Here is a 15,771-nt window from a genome sequence, read left to right on the forward strand (position 1 = left end):
CGTAGGATGTCGGCCATGGACCTCGTCTACAACATCCTCGTCGCCCTCCACCTGCTCGGCATGGCCGCGGTCGTGGGCGGCTGGATCGCCGTCCGTGCCGGCCGCACGGTCATCGCCCCGATCCTCTGGGGTGCGCGGGCGCAGCTCGTCACGGGCCTCGCCCTCGTCGGTGTCGCCGAGGCGCTCAAGGACGAGGAGCACCACGTCAACAACGCCAAGATCGCCGTCAAGCTCGTCATCGCGCTCGTCGTGCTCGCCGCGGCCGAGGTCGGCGCCGCCCGTGGTCGCAAGGGCCGTGACACCGGCAGCCTGCTCGACGTCGCCGGCGGCGCCGCGGTCGTCAACGTGCTCGTCGCCGCGATCTGGTGAGGCAGCGGGCCACTGGAGACGTTGAGATGCACTGGGGCGCAGGCGTTGTCGCCGGACTGCTCATCGGCGTGGTGTGGCTGGTCGCAGGGGCGGCCCTGGTCGTGCTCGGTCGCCACCGCCGCCGGGTCTCGCGCGCCGACGGGGCCGGCAACATGGCCGTCATCGGCTTCTTCCTGCTCGCCGTGGCGGGGCTGACCTGGTTTGCGACCCTGCTCCTCGCCCTGGTCCCCGGCACCTCCTAGCCCACGGTGAAGCGTGCCCCGAGCGCGATGACCGGGGGCACCGAGGCGGACGTGAGGAAGTGCGTCACGCGGTGCACGATGCCCGTCTCCACGTCCCACCCCATGATCCACGTGCCGCTCGGCGCGACCGAGAGGTAGAGCAGCTCGCCGCGCACCGTCCACCCCAGCACGGTGCAGCAGCTCGCGTCGCGGGGCTGGTCCTCGCCGAACACGAGCATGCGCTCGTAGCCGAGTCGGGTCGTCGCCACGATGACCGTGCGCGGCGAGACGGCCTGCAGCCCACGGGCCTCTCCGGGCTCGAGGGCGAAGGCAGACGCGTACTGCACCGCGTCCGACACCGTCTCGCCGACCGGGTGCAAGCGGGGCCAACCGACGGGGATCGCTCGGGCGGAGGCGTCGGGGGAGTGCTCGTCCAGGACCGCTTGGCCCTTCTCGATCCGGAACTCCCGCGCGCCGGGCCGGCGCGGCGGATCCGGTGCCGGCCAGCGCGGCGAGAGTCCCGGTGACCACGTGCCCTCGGCGGAGCCGGCGCGGAGGTAGCCGCCAAGCCACCCCGCCCACTCCAGGTCCGGCGACGGGATCGCGACCTCGTGGGCAGAGCGCGTCCCGACGTCGACGACGACGACGCCACCCGGCTGCGGGAAGGCCACGGACGTCTTGTCGGCGGAGAACGCCCACACGTCGAGCGGCGGCTGGGGCGGGTCCGTCCGCAGTCCCGTCAGCGAGACCGTGTCGAGGGTGAAGAGCTGGCCGTCACCCCAGACGACGACGGGCACCCACCGCCCCGGCCCGCGCCCCTCGAGGTAGACCGCGTCGCCGAGGGCGTCCAACCCGCTCGGCTGGTGGTTGCTCGCCAGCTGGTGGGGCCGGCTCGGGTCGATGAGCCGCGCGATGCCGGTGTCGAGCCACGGCTGGCTCGCCTCCGTGCCTGCCGTCGGGGCGACGACGTACTTCAGGCCGTCGGTCGTGGTGTGCCACACCGCCTCGGCGGCCTGTGGCACCGGCGTCAGGCCGGCCGTCGCCGGTGCCCCGATCCCGGTGAGCCCGGGGACCCCGGTGAAGGCCGACACCCCGGGGACCTCGGTGGTAGCCGGTCCGCGCCCCGCGGCCCAGATCCCGACCGCCCCGAGCGCCGCCGCGACGGCGGCCGAGACCACGCGGTGGCGCACTGTCGACCGAGCCAGCAGCACCTGCTGCCAGGCGCGGTCGGCGAGCTCCACCTCGCGCACGCCCGCGCTCGCCTCCTCGAGCAGGGCCCGGGCCTCGGTGTCGCTCTGGGCCGGGGTGCCGCGCACCAGGCGCCTGCGCGCCGCTCGCTCCGCCTCGCTGACGCGCGGGATGGTGAGCTCGAGGGCCTCGGCCGTCTCGTCGACCGACCGCCCCTCGACGCAGCGCAGCACGAGCACCGCACGCTCCCGCGCCGAGAGCCCCACGAGGAGCGGTATGTCGGGGGAGGGCGCTCTGCCGGCGCGTGCGACGTCCTCCGCGACGAGCATCGAGTCCCGGTGGACGCGCGCTCGGACGAAGGCGTCCGGCGACGCCTGGGGAAGGTGGCGCCAGCGGCGCGCCAGGTCGGTGAGGGCGCGGAGCACGACCGCCTCGGCGCGGGCGTGGTCGCCGGTCACGAGCCAGGCGCCGCGGAGCAGCTGCAGCTGCCGTGCTCGCACGTAGCCGGCGAAGTCCGCGTCCATCCCGCGCATGCGCCCTCCTCCCTCAAGGATGAGCGCACCGGCCGCGCGAGGACAGCCCCTTGCCGACTGCGGCCGGGATGCCGTGTGCCGGGTGCTACGACCGCTCGAACGCCAGGTCCCCGCCCACCCAGGTCTGGAGGACCACGGTGTCGCGGATCTCGGCGGAGGCGGACTGCTCGAGGGCCCACAGGTCGCGGTCGACGGCGACGAGGTCGGCGAGCTGGCCCGGCGCGAGTCGCCCGACGTCGGTGCGGCCCACCGACTCGTGAGCCACGACCGTGAAGGCGTGCACCGCCTCGGTCAGGGTGACCTTCTCCTCGGGGCGCCAGCCGCCCAGGGGCTGGCCGTCGGCGCGCTGCCGGGTGACGGCCGCGTGCAGCCCGTAGAAGGGGTTGGGGTCCTCGACGGGTGCGTCGGAGCCGAACGCGACCCGCACGTGGGCATCGAGGAAGGTGCGCCACGCATACGAGGCGAGCCGCCGCGGCCCGATGATCTCGTCGGCCAGCTCGAGGTCGGCCGTGCAGTGCGCCGGCTGCATCGAGGCGACGACGTCGAGCGCGCGGAAGCGCGGGACGTCGACCGGGCGTACGTGCTGGGCGTGCTCGATGCGCAGCAGCGTGTCGAGCTCCTCGGCGCGGACGGCCTCGAAGCTGTCGAGGACGAGGCGGTTCGCCTCGTCGCCGATGGCGTGGGTGATGACGTCGAGCCCCGACCGTGCCGCCAGCAGGGTGCGCTCGAGGAGGACCTCGTAGGGCATGGCCGCGATGCCGCAGCCCTCGTGGCCGAGGAACGGCTCGGTCATGTGGGCGGTGTGCGAGCCGAGGGCTCCGTCGCTGAAGAACTTGACCGGGCCGACCCGGAAGCGGGCGTCGCCCTGGCCGGAGCGGCGGCCCTCGGAGATCGCGAGCTCGAGGTCGCCGTCGCGCGTGCACTTGGTGACGCGCAGCCGCAGGGCGCCGTCGGCGTGCAGCTCGGCGTAGGCCGCGCGCGCGTCCTCGCCGTCGATGTCGGTGATGCTGGTCAGTCCCACGGACAGCAGCCGGTCCTGGCACCGCTCGAGCCACGGCCGCAGCGGTGACTCGTCGCGGGGGATGACCTGGAGCAGCTCCTGGGCCGACTCGCGCAGGATGCCGGTGGGCTCGCCCGAGCCGTCGCGCTCGATCTCCCCACCGACCGGGTCGGGGGTGTCACGGGTGATGCCGGCCAGCCGCAGCGCCCGGGAGTTGGCCCAGATGGTGTGCCCGTCGACGCTCGAGAGCGCGGCCACCCGGTCGCCCGACACCAGGTCGAGGGCGTGCCGGTCGGGCTGCCGGGGCACCCGCCAGCGGTTGTGGTTCCAGCGGCCGCTGTGCAGCCACTCGCCCGGAGGGAGGGTGTCGGCGTGCTCGCGGACCAGCTCGAGGGTCTCCTCGAGGGACCGGGCCTCGCGCAGGTCGACCGACGAGAGGTCGCGGGAGAGCCACTCGGTGTGGATGTGGGCGTCGTGCAGGCCGGGCATCACGAGCGCGCCCGGCAGCTCGACCGTCGTGGCACCGGCACCCGCCTCGACGGCGTCGGCCCCCACGGCGACGACGACGCCGTCCTCGACGAGCAGCGCGTCGGTCCACGGCCGTGCGGTGTCCCCGGTCCAGATGCGGTCGTGCCGGAAGAGGGTGCTGCTCATGCGGTCGGCACCAGGATCAGCTTGCCGGTGGTGCGCCGGCCCTCGAGGGCCTCGTAGGCGCCGGCCGCCTCGGTGAGCGGGTAGCGCCCGCCGACGTCGATCTTCAGCGAGCCGTCGGCCACGGCGCCGAGCACCTCGCCGGCCCGCCACTCGAACTCCTCGCGCTCGGCGACGTAGTGCGCGAGCGTCGGGCGGGTGAGGAAGAGCGACCCGCTGCTGTTGAGGCGCTGGATGTCGAAGGGCGGCACCTGGCCGCTCGCCCCGCCGAAGAGGACCATCATCCCGCGGGGGCGCAGCGACGCGAGCGACGCGTCGAAGGTCGCCTTGCCGACCCCGTCGTACGCGACGTCGACCCCACGCCCGGCAGCGTCCCGGACCGCCGCGGCGAGGTCGTCGACGGTCTCGTAGTTGATGAGGTGCTGCGCGCCGAGCGCCCTTGCGACCTCGAGCTTCTCGTCCGATCCGGCCGTGGCGATGACAGTGCCGCCCCGGGCCGTGACCATCTGGACCAGCAGCTGCCCGACCCCGCCCGCCGCGGCGTGCACGAGGGCGACGTCACCTGCGCCCACGGCATACGTGCTCGTGACGAGGTAGTGGGCGGTGAGCCCCTGCAGCATGGCGGCTGCGGCGACCTCGAGGTCGACGCCGTCGGGCACCGGCACGACGAGGCGCGCCGGCTTGTTGACGAGGGTGGACTCGCTGCCGCTCGACTGGCACCAGGCGACGCGGTCACCGACGGCGACGTCCGAGACGCCCGGACCGACGGCGGTGACCGTGCCGGCGCCCTCCTCGCCGAGGACGAACGGCGTGGCCACGGGGTAGACGCCCTGGCGCTTGTAGACGTCGATGAAGTTGACGCCCGCCGCGGCGACCTCGACCTGGACCTCGCCCTCGACGGGGTCGGGGAGGTCGTGGTCGCGGACCTGCAGGACGCTGCGGTCGCCGGGCTCGGAGACGAAGACGCTGGTCGCTCGGTTCATGCTCGCCACCCTACGACCGGGGCTCCCTGCGTCGGCGCGGGGCGGTGCCGCCGGCGGCCCCGATGCGCACGAGCAGGGCCACCTCCTCCTCGAGCGCCGCCAGCAGGCCCTCGGGGTCGGAGATCACGCCCTCGTCGGCCATCACCCCGATGCGCACGGCGTCGTCGTAGGTGACGATGCAGAAGCCGAGGGTGTGCCGCCCGGAGCCGGGCACCCAGCCGAGCACACCGGTCACCGGCACGTCCGCGAGGCGGCGCAGCTCCCTCGGACCGGCCACGTTGGTCGTCACGCCGATCGCCTTGTCCGCGAAGAAGTCGACGACGAGCCGTTCCACGCGCGCCGGGAGGTGCCCGATGACGGAGATGAGGGCGAACGTCAGAACGGCCTCCGGAGACGCCTTGAGCCAGTCCATCCGGGCCTTGGACAGGGCCAGGCGGCCGAGCGGGGTGGCCTCGCGGCTGGGGAAGCGCAGGAAGAGCAGCGCGAAGCGGTTGCCCAGCTCGCGGGGGAGCGGCTCGTCGAGCGGTCGGACGTTGACCGGCACCATCGTGACGAGGTCGACCGGGTCGATGCCGCGGTCGTCCTGGTAGGTGTGCAGGGCGCCGGCGACGGCGCTCAGCAGGACGTCGTTGAGCGTGGCCCCGACGAGCCGGCCGGCCTGCTTGAGTCCGGGCAGTGGGAGCGGGCTCGTCCACACGACGCGCTTGCGTCGGCCCGGCTCACCTCCGACGGCGCTCGCCGGGTTCGTCGTGAGGAGCAGGTCCGAGACGACCTGGCCCGTGCGCAGCGTGACGCTCGCGGCGTCGGTGACCGCTTCGCGAGCGCCCTTGTCCCGTAGCTGCTTCCAGCCCACACGCAGGGTGGTCCGGGCGAGGCGCAGGGCCGACGCGACGGCACCGGGACCTCCGGGTCCACCCGCCTGCGCCGCCAGCGCAGCCGGGGCCAGCCCGGTGTCCGTTCGAGGGCCGACCAGGTCACCGGGACGCCCGTCAGCGTCCTCGGTGAGCCCCAGCAGCACGCGGGTCAGTGCGATCCCGTCGGCGAGGGCGTGGTGGATGCGGAAGACGAGGGCGGCGCCCTCCCCGTGTCCATCGACGAGGTGGACCTCCCACATCGGCCGGCTGCGGTCGAACGGCTCCGCCAGGTGGTCCTCGATGTAGGCCTGGAGCTCGGTGTCGGAGGCACCGCTCGGCAGCGTGGTGCGATGGACGTGGCGCTCGAGGTCGAAGTCGGGGACGTCCTCCCACCGGTGCCGCGCGAAGGGCCCGCGGCTGCGCACGGCTCGCTGGCTGAAGACGGGGTACGGCTCGACGAGCCTGGCGCGCATCACCTCGAGCACCCGGTCCCAGTCGGGGACGCTCTCGAGCAGGACGACCGACACGATGACCATGAGGTTGGTCGGCCGGTCCATGGTGAGCCAGAGGACGTCGGCCGGCCCCATCCGGCGGGAGGCGCGCGGCACCTACACACCCGCCAGCCGGGGCAGCCCGTCACCGTCGACGCGGAACGTCGTCCACTCGTCGAGGGGTCGCGCGCCGTGGGCGCGGTAGAACTCGATGGACGGCGTGTTCCAGTCGAGCACCGTCCACTCCAGCCGGGTCCAGCCGCGCTCGAGGCAGATGCCGGCGAGCCGGCGCAGCAGCGCCTTGCCGATCCCGAGCCCACGCTGCTCCGGCTCGACGAAGAGGTCCTCGAGCCAGATCCCGGCCTGCCCGGTCCACGTCGAGAAGCTGCGGAACCAGATCGCCATCGCCACGACCCCGCCCTCCCGCTCGCCGACGAGGGCGTATGCCGTGGGGTCGCCGTGCGCGGGGAAGAGCGCCTCGCGGAACTGCTCGGGCGTCGCGGTGGCCGAGTCCGGCTCCTTCTCGTAGGCGGCGAGGCCCTGCACGAGCCGGATGAGGTCGGGGACGTCGGAGGCCGACGCCTCGCGGATCTGGAAGTCGCTCACGGCGCCATCCTGCCCCGGTCCCGCCGGCCGTGCGCCACGGTCCGGGGCTGTGGGTGGTTCGACGTAGGCTGGGCCGATCATGAGCACGCTCTTCGACGACCTCCCCATCCCCGGTTTCGAGCACGGTCGTGGCGCGGCCTCGGACGGCGCCGGCCCCTCCGGGCGCGGCGGCGTCACCGAGCAGGGCGTGCCGACGTGGGCCCAGGCGGCGGCGCAGGGCGGCGTCCAGACGGCCCCCCAGGGTCGCTCCGAGCTCGACCCCTCCGTCCTGCTCGAGGGGCTCAACCCCGAGCAGCGCGAGGCCGTCGTCCACGAGGGCACCCCGCTGCTCATCGTCGCCGGGGCCGGCTCGGGCAAGACCCGCGTGCTCACCCACCGCATCGCCTGGCTTCTCGGCGAGCGAGGCGCCCAGCCCGGGCAGATCCTCGCCATCACCTTCACCAACAAGGCCGCGGCCGAGATGCGTGAGCGGGTGGAGTCGCTCGTCGGCCCCCGGGCGCGGGCGATGTGGGTCATGACGTTCCACTCCGCGTGCGTGCGCATCCTGCGGCGCGAGGCCGCCAAGGTCGGCATGAAGTCGACCTTCTCCATCTACGACGCCGCCGACAGCCAGCGCCTGATGAGTCTCGTGCTGCGCGACCTCGACCTCGACCCCAAGCGCTACCCGCCCCGCAGCTTCTCGGCGCAGGTCAGCAACCTCAAGAACGAGCTCATCGACGAGGAGACCTACGCCGGGCAGGTGACCGAGGGCAACCACTACGAGCGCACGGTCGCCGACGCCTACACGCAGTACCAACGCCGCCTGCGCCAGGCCAACGCCCTCGACTTCGACGACATCATCATGATGACCGTCAACGTGCTGCAGGCCTTCCCCGACGTCGCCGAGTACTACCGCCGCCGGTTCCGCCACGTGCTCGTCGACGAGTACCAGGACACCAACCAGGCGCAGTACCAGCTCATCAAGGAGCTGGTCGGCGAGGTGAAGGGGCCCGAGGGCGCCTATGCCGTGCCGCCGGCCGAGCTGTGCGTCGTCGGCGACTCCGACCAGTCGATCTACGCCTTCCGCGGCGCGACCATCCGCAACATCCTCGAGTTCGAGCAGGACTACCCCGACGCGCGCACGATCCTGCTCGAGCAGAACTACCGCTCGACGCAGCGCATCCTGCGCGCCGCCAACTCCGTCATCGCCCGCAACGAGGGGCGTCGCGCCAAGAACCTCTGGACCGACTCCGGCGACGGCCCGATGATCACCGGCTACGTCGCCGACAACGAGCACGACGAGGCGGCGTTCGTCGGCAAGGAGATCGACGACCTCGCGCAGCACGGCGTCAAGCCCGGCGACGTCGCCGTCTTCTACCGCACCAACGCGCAGAGCCGGGCCATCGAGGAGGTGCTCGTGCGGGTCGGCCTGCCCTACAAGGTGGTCGGCGGCACGCGCTTCTACGAGCGGCGCGAGGTCAAGGACGCGCTCGCCTACCTGCGGGTCATCTCCAACCCCACTGACACCGTCAACCTGCGCCGCATCCTCAACACCCCCAAGCGCGGCATCGGCGACCGCGCCGAGGCGTGCGTCGCGGCGCTCGCCGAGCGCGAGCGCATCCCGTTCGTCGCCGCGCTCGGTCGCGCCGAGGACGCCCCGGGCATCGCCACGCGTTCCGTGGCCGCGATCCAGGGCTTCACCGCGCTGCTCGAGAAGCTGCGCACCTCCTACGAGGCCGACGACAGCGTCGCCGCGCTGCTGGAGATGACGCTCGAGGAGAGCGGCTACCTCGCCGAGCTGCGCGCCAGCCACGACCCGCAGGACGAGACGCGCGTCGAGAACCTCGCCGAGCTCGTCGCCGTCGCCCAGGAGTACGACGACCGCCGCGCGACCGAGCTGGCCGAGTCGGGCGGCGAGCTGGCCCCGGGCGTCGAGCCCGAGGACGTCGGCCCGGCAGGCGCGCTCGAGGAGTTCCTCGAGCAGGTCTCGCTCGTGGCCGACGCCGACGAGATCCCCGACGAGCCCGAGGCCAAGGCCCAGGGCGTCGTCACCCTGATGACGCTGCACACGGCCAAGGGCCTGGAGTTCCCCGTCGTCTTCCTCACCGGCATGGAGGACGGCACGTTCCCGCACATGCGGGCGCTCGGTGACCCCAAGGAGCTCGAGGAGGAGCGCCGGCTCGCCTACGTCGGCATCACCCGCGCTCGCGAGCGCCTCTACCTCTCACGCGCCGCGGTCCGCTCGGCCTGGGGCGCTCCGCAGTACAACCCGCCGTCACGCTTCCTCGACGAGATCCCGGGCGACCTGCTCGACTGGCAGCGCCTCGGCCCCTCCTTCAGCGGTGCGCGCGGCTCCGACCGTCCGGCCGTCGCGACGCTCGCCGCCCGTCCCGGCGTCCGCAGCGCCGGCAAGCGCCCGGTCATCGCGCTGCACTCCGGCGACCGGGTCAGCCACGACTCCTTCGGGCTCGGGACCGTCGTCCGGGTCGAGGGCGAGGGTGACAAGTCGATGGCGCACGTCGACTTCGGCGCCGAGACGGGCACCAAGCGCCTCCTGCTGCGCTACGCCCCGCTCGTCAAGCTCTGAGAGACAGGGATGGCGTATGCCGTCCCGCCCTCGCTGCGCCGACCGCACAGAGGTGCACCGGCGGGCCAGGAGTGCGCCGAGTTCGCAGGAGAGCGCATTGCATCGCGCACCTGCGCAGGGAGGCCGCACCTCCACGGGCGGCGGACGGCATACGTCCGCGCTTCCCCGTCCCTCGAGCGAGCGCCCTGTCACAGCGACGAGGCCCGCCCCCGAACGGGGACGGGCCTCGGTCGTGAAGCTTCTGGTCAGAGGTCGATGCCGTGGGCCGCGAGCCAGGGCAGCGGCGGCACGGCGGCGCCGCCCTCGGGGTGGATCTCCAGGTGGACGTGGGGTCCGGTGGAGTGGCCGGTGTTGCCGCTGTAGGCGACGACCTGGCCGGGGGAGACCTGCTCGCCGACCGAGACCAGCAGACGGCTGTTGTGGGCCATCCAGGAGACGGTGCCGTCCCAGTAGCGGATCTTCACGAAGTTGCCGTAGCCCTCGGTGGACCAGCCGGCGAAGACGACCGTGCCGCTCGACAGGGCGTGCACGGAGCTGCCGACGGGGCAGGCGAGGTCCTGCGCGGGGTGCATCTTGCCCCACCGGAAGCCGAAGCCCGAGGTGAGTGAGTAGCCGGAGACGGGGGAGACCCAGCGCTGGGCTGCCGCGATGGCTCGCTCGCGCTCCGCCTTCGCCGCGGCCTTCGCGGCGGCGGCCTTGTCGGCTGCCGCCTGTGCCTCGCCGGCCGTCTGGGTCGCGGTCTGCGTGGCACCCGCGATGACGGTCCGGGCCTGGCCTGCGAGGTCGCGCGAGGAGCGGGCGCCCACCCGGCTGCCCGTGGCAGCCGCCAGGACGTCCGGGTCGCTGACGCCGGCTCCCGTCCCCGCGTTGGAGACGTTCTTCATGGCCACGGCCTCGGGGTTCAGCTCCGTCGTGCCGGTGTCGTGGATGACGAGGCCGGCGGCGACGGTCGAGGAGAGCAGCGCGACGGGGACGACGATCTGCCGTCCCCGCGAGGGTCGTGCAGCCGGCCGGTGGCGGCCGACATATCTGGTTTTGGGCACGAAGAGCTTACCTATCGGATCACAGGGGGCGAGCCGTCAGCGTACCGTGACCGTTTCGTTATCCGAAAACGGGACGCTTCGGGACGTTCCTGCCGCGTGGAGGGGCGCGACTGCTCGACCCTAGGGCATCCGGGTCGTCTCGCCCAAGGCCTTCCGCGGAGTGATTTGCCTCATTTGCGGATCGGGCTCCGTGGGAGTCCGCGCCGCCGAGGAGCCGCTGCGGCGGGTCTCGAGCGAGCTGACGCCCGGGGTGACGGTGGCGCCGGAGGTGTCGAGGTGGGCCAGGGCCGTGGAGATGCCGTGCACGACCGTGCCCGTGACGGGCAGGCTCATGTGCCCGACCCCGTGCAGCTCGATGTTGTGCACGTTGAGGTCGCGGTGGTGCAGTGCGGCGTTGCGCTGGGGGACGACCACCTGGTCGAGGTCGGACCAGTAGACGAGGAAGCGGGTCTGGCAGTCCTTCACCGGGGCGGCGAGCTCGCGCATCAGGGCGCTGCCGGGTCTCAGCTGGCGGGTCAGGCCGTTGTTCCAGCTGTAGGCGAGGTAGCTGCCCTGGTGCGGTGTGCCGAGCGTGACCAGGGTGTGCACGTGCTGGTCGCCGCCGAGCCGGGTCACGTAGTAGCGCGCGATCAGCCCGCCCATGGAGTGGCCGATGACGTGGATGCGCTCGTAGCCGGTCTCCTCGACGATCCGCTCGACCTCAGCGCCCAGGTCGGCGGCGGCCGCTCGGATGTCGTCGGTGAAGATCGAGTAGTTGATCGTCTCGAGGCGACCGAAGCCGCGCCGCACGAGCCCCCGCCGCAGCACCGTGAAGATCGAGCGGTTGTCGACCATGCCGTGCACGAGCAGGATCGGGGTCTCGGCCGCCTCGACGTTCTGGATGGCCAGGCCGCGCTGGCTCGGAGGCAGGTGCCCGAGGCGGTAGCCCTCCCGGCGGTTGCTGGCGCGGGCACCGAGCAGCCCCAGGGGGTAGAGGCCCAGGTGCAGGCCCATCCACGTCGCCTCGAGGGCCGCGCCGGCGAGCCCGGTGGGCGTGAGCAGCGCCCCCGCGACCTCGCCGACCGCCGCGGCGACACCCCGTGGGCTCACCCGAGCCTTCGGGATGCGGGTCTGTCGCGGCGTCGTCGCCGTGCGCGCTGGTGCTGGCACGCCGTGACCGTACCCCCGCGGGTGGGCGATGCATCACTATTGCCGGCCGCGTCTCACGGGGCTGGCTAGAGTGCCCCGCATGAGCGAGTCGCCCCGGGCCGAGGCCGTTGCCGTGAACGCAGACGAGAGCGCCGGCGGCGCCGCAGGCGGGGTCTCCACCGAGGTCATCCGCGTCGTCGTGGCCAAGCCGGGCCTGGACGGGCACGACCGCGGCGCCAAGGTCGTGGCCCGGGCGCTGCGCGACGCCGGCATGGAGGTCATCTACACGGGGCTGCACCAGACTCCCGAGCAGATCGTCGAGGCCGCCATCCAGGAGGACGCCGACGTGGTCGGGCTCTCGGTCCTCTCCGGTGCGCACATGACCCTCTTCGCGCGGGTGGTCGAGCTGCTGGCCGAGCGCGACGCCAGCGACATCATCGTCTTCGGCGGCGGCATCATCCCGGAGGACGACATCCCGGAGCTCGAGCGCCTCGGCGTGGCCAAGGTCTTCACGCCCGGCGCGACGACGATGGAGATCGTGAGCTGGGTCCGGGAGCACGTCCACCCCGCCTGACCCCTCCGCGGGTTCCCGGTCGCTACGCGCGTTCCGGGTCCGTACGCGTGGTGCGCCGGCCGTATCCGCCGGCAACCCGCGTAGGGGGCAGGGGAGCGCGGAGCGTCCACACCCCCACCCGCTGCAGGCGCCGCGTCCACAGCCACCGCCGAGAGCTGGCAGGCGCCGGCCAGGGCGACGACGCTCGTCGAATGCGACTGGACCTGCTGGGCGCCGACGGCGTGTTCTCCGCCGCCGATGCCGCGGCCCTCGGTCTCGACGGCCACGCCCTGGGCCGGCTGCTGAGGTCCGGCGAGTGCGTCCGCCTCACACGTGGCTGGTATGCCGTCGCCTCCGCCGTCCCGCACACGCCGGAGGGGCGGCACGTGGTCACCGCCATGGCGCTCGGGCGTGCCAACGCCGGACGGGCGGTGGTCAGCCACCACTCCGCCCTCCTCCTGCACGGACTGCCGACGTATGCCGTCGACCTGGACACCGTCCACCTGACCTCCCTGCCCCGACCGTGCGGAGCCCGGGTCGCCAACGCCTCGAGCCGCCGACGGGGCCTGGTCATCCACCGGCCGGCCCAGGGTCTCGATGTGTCGTCAGCCGCGGAGGCCGGCTCGGACCCCTCCTTGGCGAGGACCGTGCCGGTCGCCTGGGCCGTCGTGCAGACCGGGCTCGTGCACGGACCGGAGTCGGCTCTCGTGGCCGCGGACGCGGCGCTCGCGCGAGGGCGCGTCACCGCCGTGGATCTGGCCCGGGCGGTCGACCGACTGGCCGGCCACCCCGGGCTGGCCCCGGTTCGCGCTGCCCTGCCCGCCGCCGACGGGCGGCACGAGTCGCCCGGGGAGACGCGGACGGCATACCTGCTGCGGGCGCTCGGGTTCGAGCCGGAACCGCAGGTCGAGCTGGTCGCCGAGGGACGGCGCTACCGTGCGGACTTCCGGATCCGCGGCACCCGGGTCCTCGTCGAGTTCGACGGCGCCGTCAAGTACGCCGACCCGCGTGCGCTCTTCCAGGAGAAGCAGCGTGAGGACGCACTGCGTCGCGCCGGCTGGGTCGTCGTCCGGCTGGTGTGGGCCGACCTCGCCGACGCGGCCGAGGTGAGGCGACGGGTCAGGCGCGCGATCGGGCAGGCAGCCGCGTGAGGTGCGACGCGGCATACGGCACGCTTCGCGCGTCCGTGGCCCCTACGCGTGGTGCACCGGCCGGACCGTCCCGCAACCCGCGTACCGATCCGTTCGTGAGACGGCGGTGTGATCTTGGCCCGGTCGGGCGCACCCGATGCGGGCGCCCGCGCGCCGAGCCACTAGAGTCCGAGGGACAGCCTGATTCGGTTGCGCCACGGTGCAGGGCCCGTCCGAGCGCGAGCACGGGAGCCCCGGGACGCCGCAGCGACGCGATCGACGACGATTCGAATCGACGACGAGGACGGACCCCACCCGTGGATCTCTTCGAGTACCAAGCCCGCGACATGTTCGAGAAGCACGGCGTTCCCGTGCTGGCCGGCGCCATCGCCACCACCCCCGAGGAGGCCCGAGCGGCCGCCGAGCAGATCGGACCGAAGTCGGGCGGTGTCACGGTCGTCAAGGCGCAGGTCAAGACGGGTGGCCGCGGCAAGGCCGGCGGCGTCAAGGTCGCCAAGAGCGCCGACGAGGCCCAGGCGCACGCCCAGGCGATCCTCGGCATGGACATCAAGGGCCACACCGTCGGCACCGTGATGATCGCCCAGGGTGCCCGCATCGCCGAGGAGTACTACTTCTCGATCCTGCTCGACCGGGCCAACCGCACCTACCTCGCCATGTGCTCGAAGGAGGGCGGCATGGAGATCGAGCAGCTCGCCGTCGAGCGCCCCGACGCCCTCGCGCGCATCGCGGTCGACCCGAACACGGGCATCGACGAGGCCAAGGCGCAGGAGATCGTCGACGCCGCCGGCTTCGACGAGGCCGACAAGCCCGCCATCAAGGACGCCATCCAGAAGCTGTGGACGGTCTACCGCGACGAGGACGCGACGCTCGTCGAGGTCAACCCGCTCGTCAAGACCGAGGACGGCGAGATCGTCGCCCTCGACGGCAAGGTCAGCCTCGACACCAACGCCGGCTTCCGCCACGCGGACCACGCCGCGCTCGAGGACAAGGCGGCGGCCGACCCCCTCGAGGCGGCGGCCAAGGAGAAGGACCTCAACTACGTCAAGCTCGACGGCTCCGTCGGCATCATCGGCAACGGCGCCGGGCTCGTCATGAGCACGCTCGACGTCGTGGCCTACGCCGGCGAGGAGTTCGGCGGCCAGAAGCCGGCCAACTTCCTCGACATCGGCGGTGGCGCCAGCGCCGAGGTGATGGCCAACGGCCTGCACATCATCCTGTCGGACCCGCAGGTCAAGAGCGTCTTCGTCAACGTCTTCGGCGGCATCACCTCCTGCGACGCGGTCGCCAACGGCATCGTGGGTGCCCTCGACGCGCTCGGCGACGAGGAGAACCGTCCGCTGGTCGTGCGCCTCGACGGCAACAACGTCGAGGAGGGTCGCCGCATCCTGCAGGAGCGCAACCACCCCCTCGTGACGATCGAGCCGACGATGGACGGCGCCGCGCGCCGCGCCGCCGAGCTCGCCGCCGGTCCCGCCGCCAACTGACCACCGAGCCTCAAGAAGAGAGAACGACAGACATGGCTATCTTCCTCAACGCCGACTCGAAGGTCATCGTCCAGGGCATGACCGGGTCCGAGGGCATGAAGCACACCCAGCGCATGCTCAAGTCAGGCACCGACATCGTCGGCGGCGTCAACCCGCGCAAGGCCGGGACCACCGTCGACTTCGAGGGCGGCGTCTCCGTCCCCGTCTACGGCACCGTCAAGGAGGCCATCGAGGCCACCGGGGCCAACGTGTCGGTGATCTTCGTGCCCGCGCAGTTCACCAAGGCGGCCGCCGTCGAGGCGATCGACGCCGAGATCCCGCTCGCGGTCGTCATCACCGAGGGCGTCGCGGTCAAGGACACGGCGGAGTTCTACAACTACGCCAAGGACAAGGGCACGACGCGCATCGTCGGCCCGAACTGCCCCGGCCTCATCACGCCCGGCGTCTCCAACGCCGGCATCATCCCGGCCGACATCTCCGGCACCGGCCGCATCGGCCTCGTGTCGAAGTCCGGCACCCTGACCTACCAGATGATGTACGAGCTGCGGGACTTCGGCTTCAGCTCGGCCGTCGGCATCGGCGGCGACCCGGTCATCGGCACGACGCACATCGACTGCCTCGAGGCGTTCCAGAACGACCCCGACACCGACGCGATCGTCATGATCGGCGAGATCGGCGGCGACGCCGAGGAGCGCGCCGCGGCCTACATCAAGGAGCACGTGACGAAGCCGGTCGTCGGCTACGTCGCCGGCTTCACGGCCCCCGAGGGCAAGACGATGGGCCACGCCGGCGCCATCGTGTCGGGCTCCTCGGGCACGGCACAGGCGAAGAAGGAGGCCCTCGAGGCCGCCGGCGTCAAGGTCGGCAAGACGCCGTCCGAGACGGCCGAGCTCATGCGCGAGATCATGAAGGACCTCGCGAAGTAGCCCGCGCCACAAACCCTTTCGAGC

Annotated in this window: 14 protein-coding genes; 7 read left to right on the forward strand and 7 right to left on the reverse strand. The window is 72.8% G+C overall.

The genetic code is table 11. From position 1 onward, the window contains the following. The first annotated feature begins 15 nt into the window (after positions 1-15). Complete coding sequence (locus ABD194_RS03990) at positions 16-369, forward strand: hypothetical protein (protein WP_343987871.1); 354 nt, start codon at positions 16-18, stop codon at positions 367-369. 26 nt (positions 370-395) lie between these two features. Then, positions 396-611: a hypothetical protein gene (locus tag ABD194_RS03995; protein WP_343987874.1), complete on the forward strand. Its 216-nt coding sequence runs from the start codon at positions 396-398 to the stop codon at positions 609-611. Here the strand turns inward: ABD194_RS03995 and ABD194_RS04000 are convergent. From ABD194_RS04000 to ABD194_RS04020, 5 genes are all read right to left on the reverse strand, one after another. After that, on the reverse strand, positions 608-2,311 hold the full coding sequence (locus ABD194_RS04000) for a sigma factor-like helix-turn-helix DNA-binding protein (protein WP_343987877.1): 1,704 nt from the start codon (positions 2,309-2,311) through the stop codon (positions 608-610). The two genes, ABD194_RS03995 and ABD194_RS04000, sit on opposite strands and share 4 nt — an antisense overlap. 85 nt (positions 2,312-2,396) lie before the next feature. Beyond that, the gene (locus tag ABD194_RS04005; RefSeq protein WP_343987880.1) at positions 2,397-3,965 is read right to left on the reverse strand and encodes an amidohydrolase; all 1,569 of its coding nucleotides are present in this window, start codon (positions 3,963-3,965) and stop codon (positions 2,397-2,399) included. Continuing rightward, on the reverse strand, positions 3,962-4,945 hold the full coding sequence (locus tag ABD194_RS04010; RefSeq protein ID WP_343987883.1) for a quinone oxidoreductase family protein: 984 nt from the start codon (positions 4,943-4,945) through the stop codon (positions 3,962-3,964). Before ABD194_RS04010 ends, ABD194_RS04005 begins: the two co-directional genes overlap by 4 nt. Before the next feature lie 10 nt (positions 4,946-4,955). Beyond that, complete coding sequence (locus tag ABD194_RS04015) at positions 4,956-6,407, reverse strand: wax ester/triacylglycerol synthase family O-acyltransferase (RefSeq protein ID WP_343987885.1); 1,452 nt, start codon at positions 6,405-6,407, stop codon at positions 4,956-4,958. Continuing rightward, a complete protein-coding gene (locus ABD194_RS04020) occupies positions 6,408-6,896 on the reverse strand; it encodes a GNAT family N-acetyltransferase (protein WP_343987889.1) in 489 nt (162 codons plus the stop codon). A 79-nt stretch (positions 6,897-6,975) separates the two neighbouring features. Between ABD194_RS04020 and pcrA the strand changes: the two genes are divergently transcribed. Beyond that, a complete protein-coding gene (gene pcrA / locus ABD194_RS04025) occupies positions 6,976-9,462 on the forward strand; it encodes a DNA helicase PcrA (protein ID WP_343987892.1) in 2,487 nt (828 codons plus the stop codon). 245 nt (positions 9,463-9,707) lie between these two features. Here pcrA and ABD194_RS04030 read toward each other — a convergent pair whose 3' ends face one another. Beyond that, on the reverse strand, positions 9,708-10,505 hold the full coding sequence (locus ABD194_RS04030) for a M23 family metallopeptidase (protein WP_343987895.1): 798 nt from the start codon (positions 10,503-10,505) through the stop codon (positions 9,708-9,710). A gap of 120 nt (positions 10,506-10,625) precedes the next feature. Beyond that, positions 10,626-11,654: an esterase/lipase family protein gene (locus tag ABD194_RS04035; protein WP_343987898.1), complete on the reverse strand. Its 1,029-nt coding sequence runs from the start codon at positions 11,652-11,654 to the stop codon at positions 10,626-10,628. Between the two features lie 79 nt (positions 11,655-11,733). On the opposite strand from ABD194_RS04035, the gene ABD194_RS04040 reads away from it, so the two are divergent. The 4 genes from ABD194_RS04040 (at position 11,734) to sucD (ending at position 15,747) form a co-directional block, all read left to right on the forward strand. Further along, complete coding sequence (locus ABD194_RS04040) at positions 11,734-12,207, forward strand: cobalamin B12-binding domain-containing protein (protein ID WP_343987901.1); 474 nt, start codon at positions 11,734-11,736, stop codon at positions 12,205-12,207. Between the two features lie 191 nt (positions 12,208-12,398). Beyond that, on the forward strand, positions 12,399-13,337 hold the full coding sequence (locus ABD194_RS04045; protein ID WP_343987904.1) for a type IV toxin-antitoxin system AbiEi family antitoxin domain-containing protein: 939 nt from the start codon (positions 12,399-12,401) through the stop codon (positions 13,335-13,337). A gap of 296 nt (positions 13,338-13,633) precedes the next feature. Further along, complete coding sequence (gene sucC / locus ABD194_RS04050; RefSeq protein ID WP_343987907.1) at positions 13,634-14,821, forward strand: ADP-forming succinate--CoA ligase subunit beta; 1,188 nt, start codon at positions 13,634-13,636, stop codon at positions 14,819-14,821. A gap of 32 nt (positions 14,822-14,853) precedes the next feature. Further along, complete coding sequence (gene sucD / locus ABD194_RS04055; protein ID WP_343987911.1) at positions 14,854-15,747, forward strand: succinate--CoA ligase subunit alpha; 894 nt, start codon at positions 14,854-14,856, stop codon at positions 15,745-15,747. Positions 15,748-15,771: the final 24 nt, after the last annotated feature.

The organism is Terrabacter terrae (genome assembly GCF_039529575.1).
Lineage (GTDB): Bacteria > Actinomycetota > Actinomycetes > Actinomycetales > Dermatophilaceae > Terrabacter > Terrabacter terrae.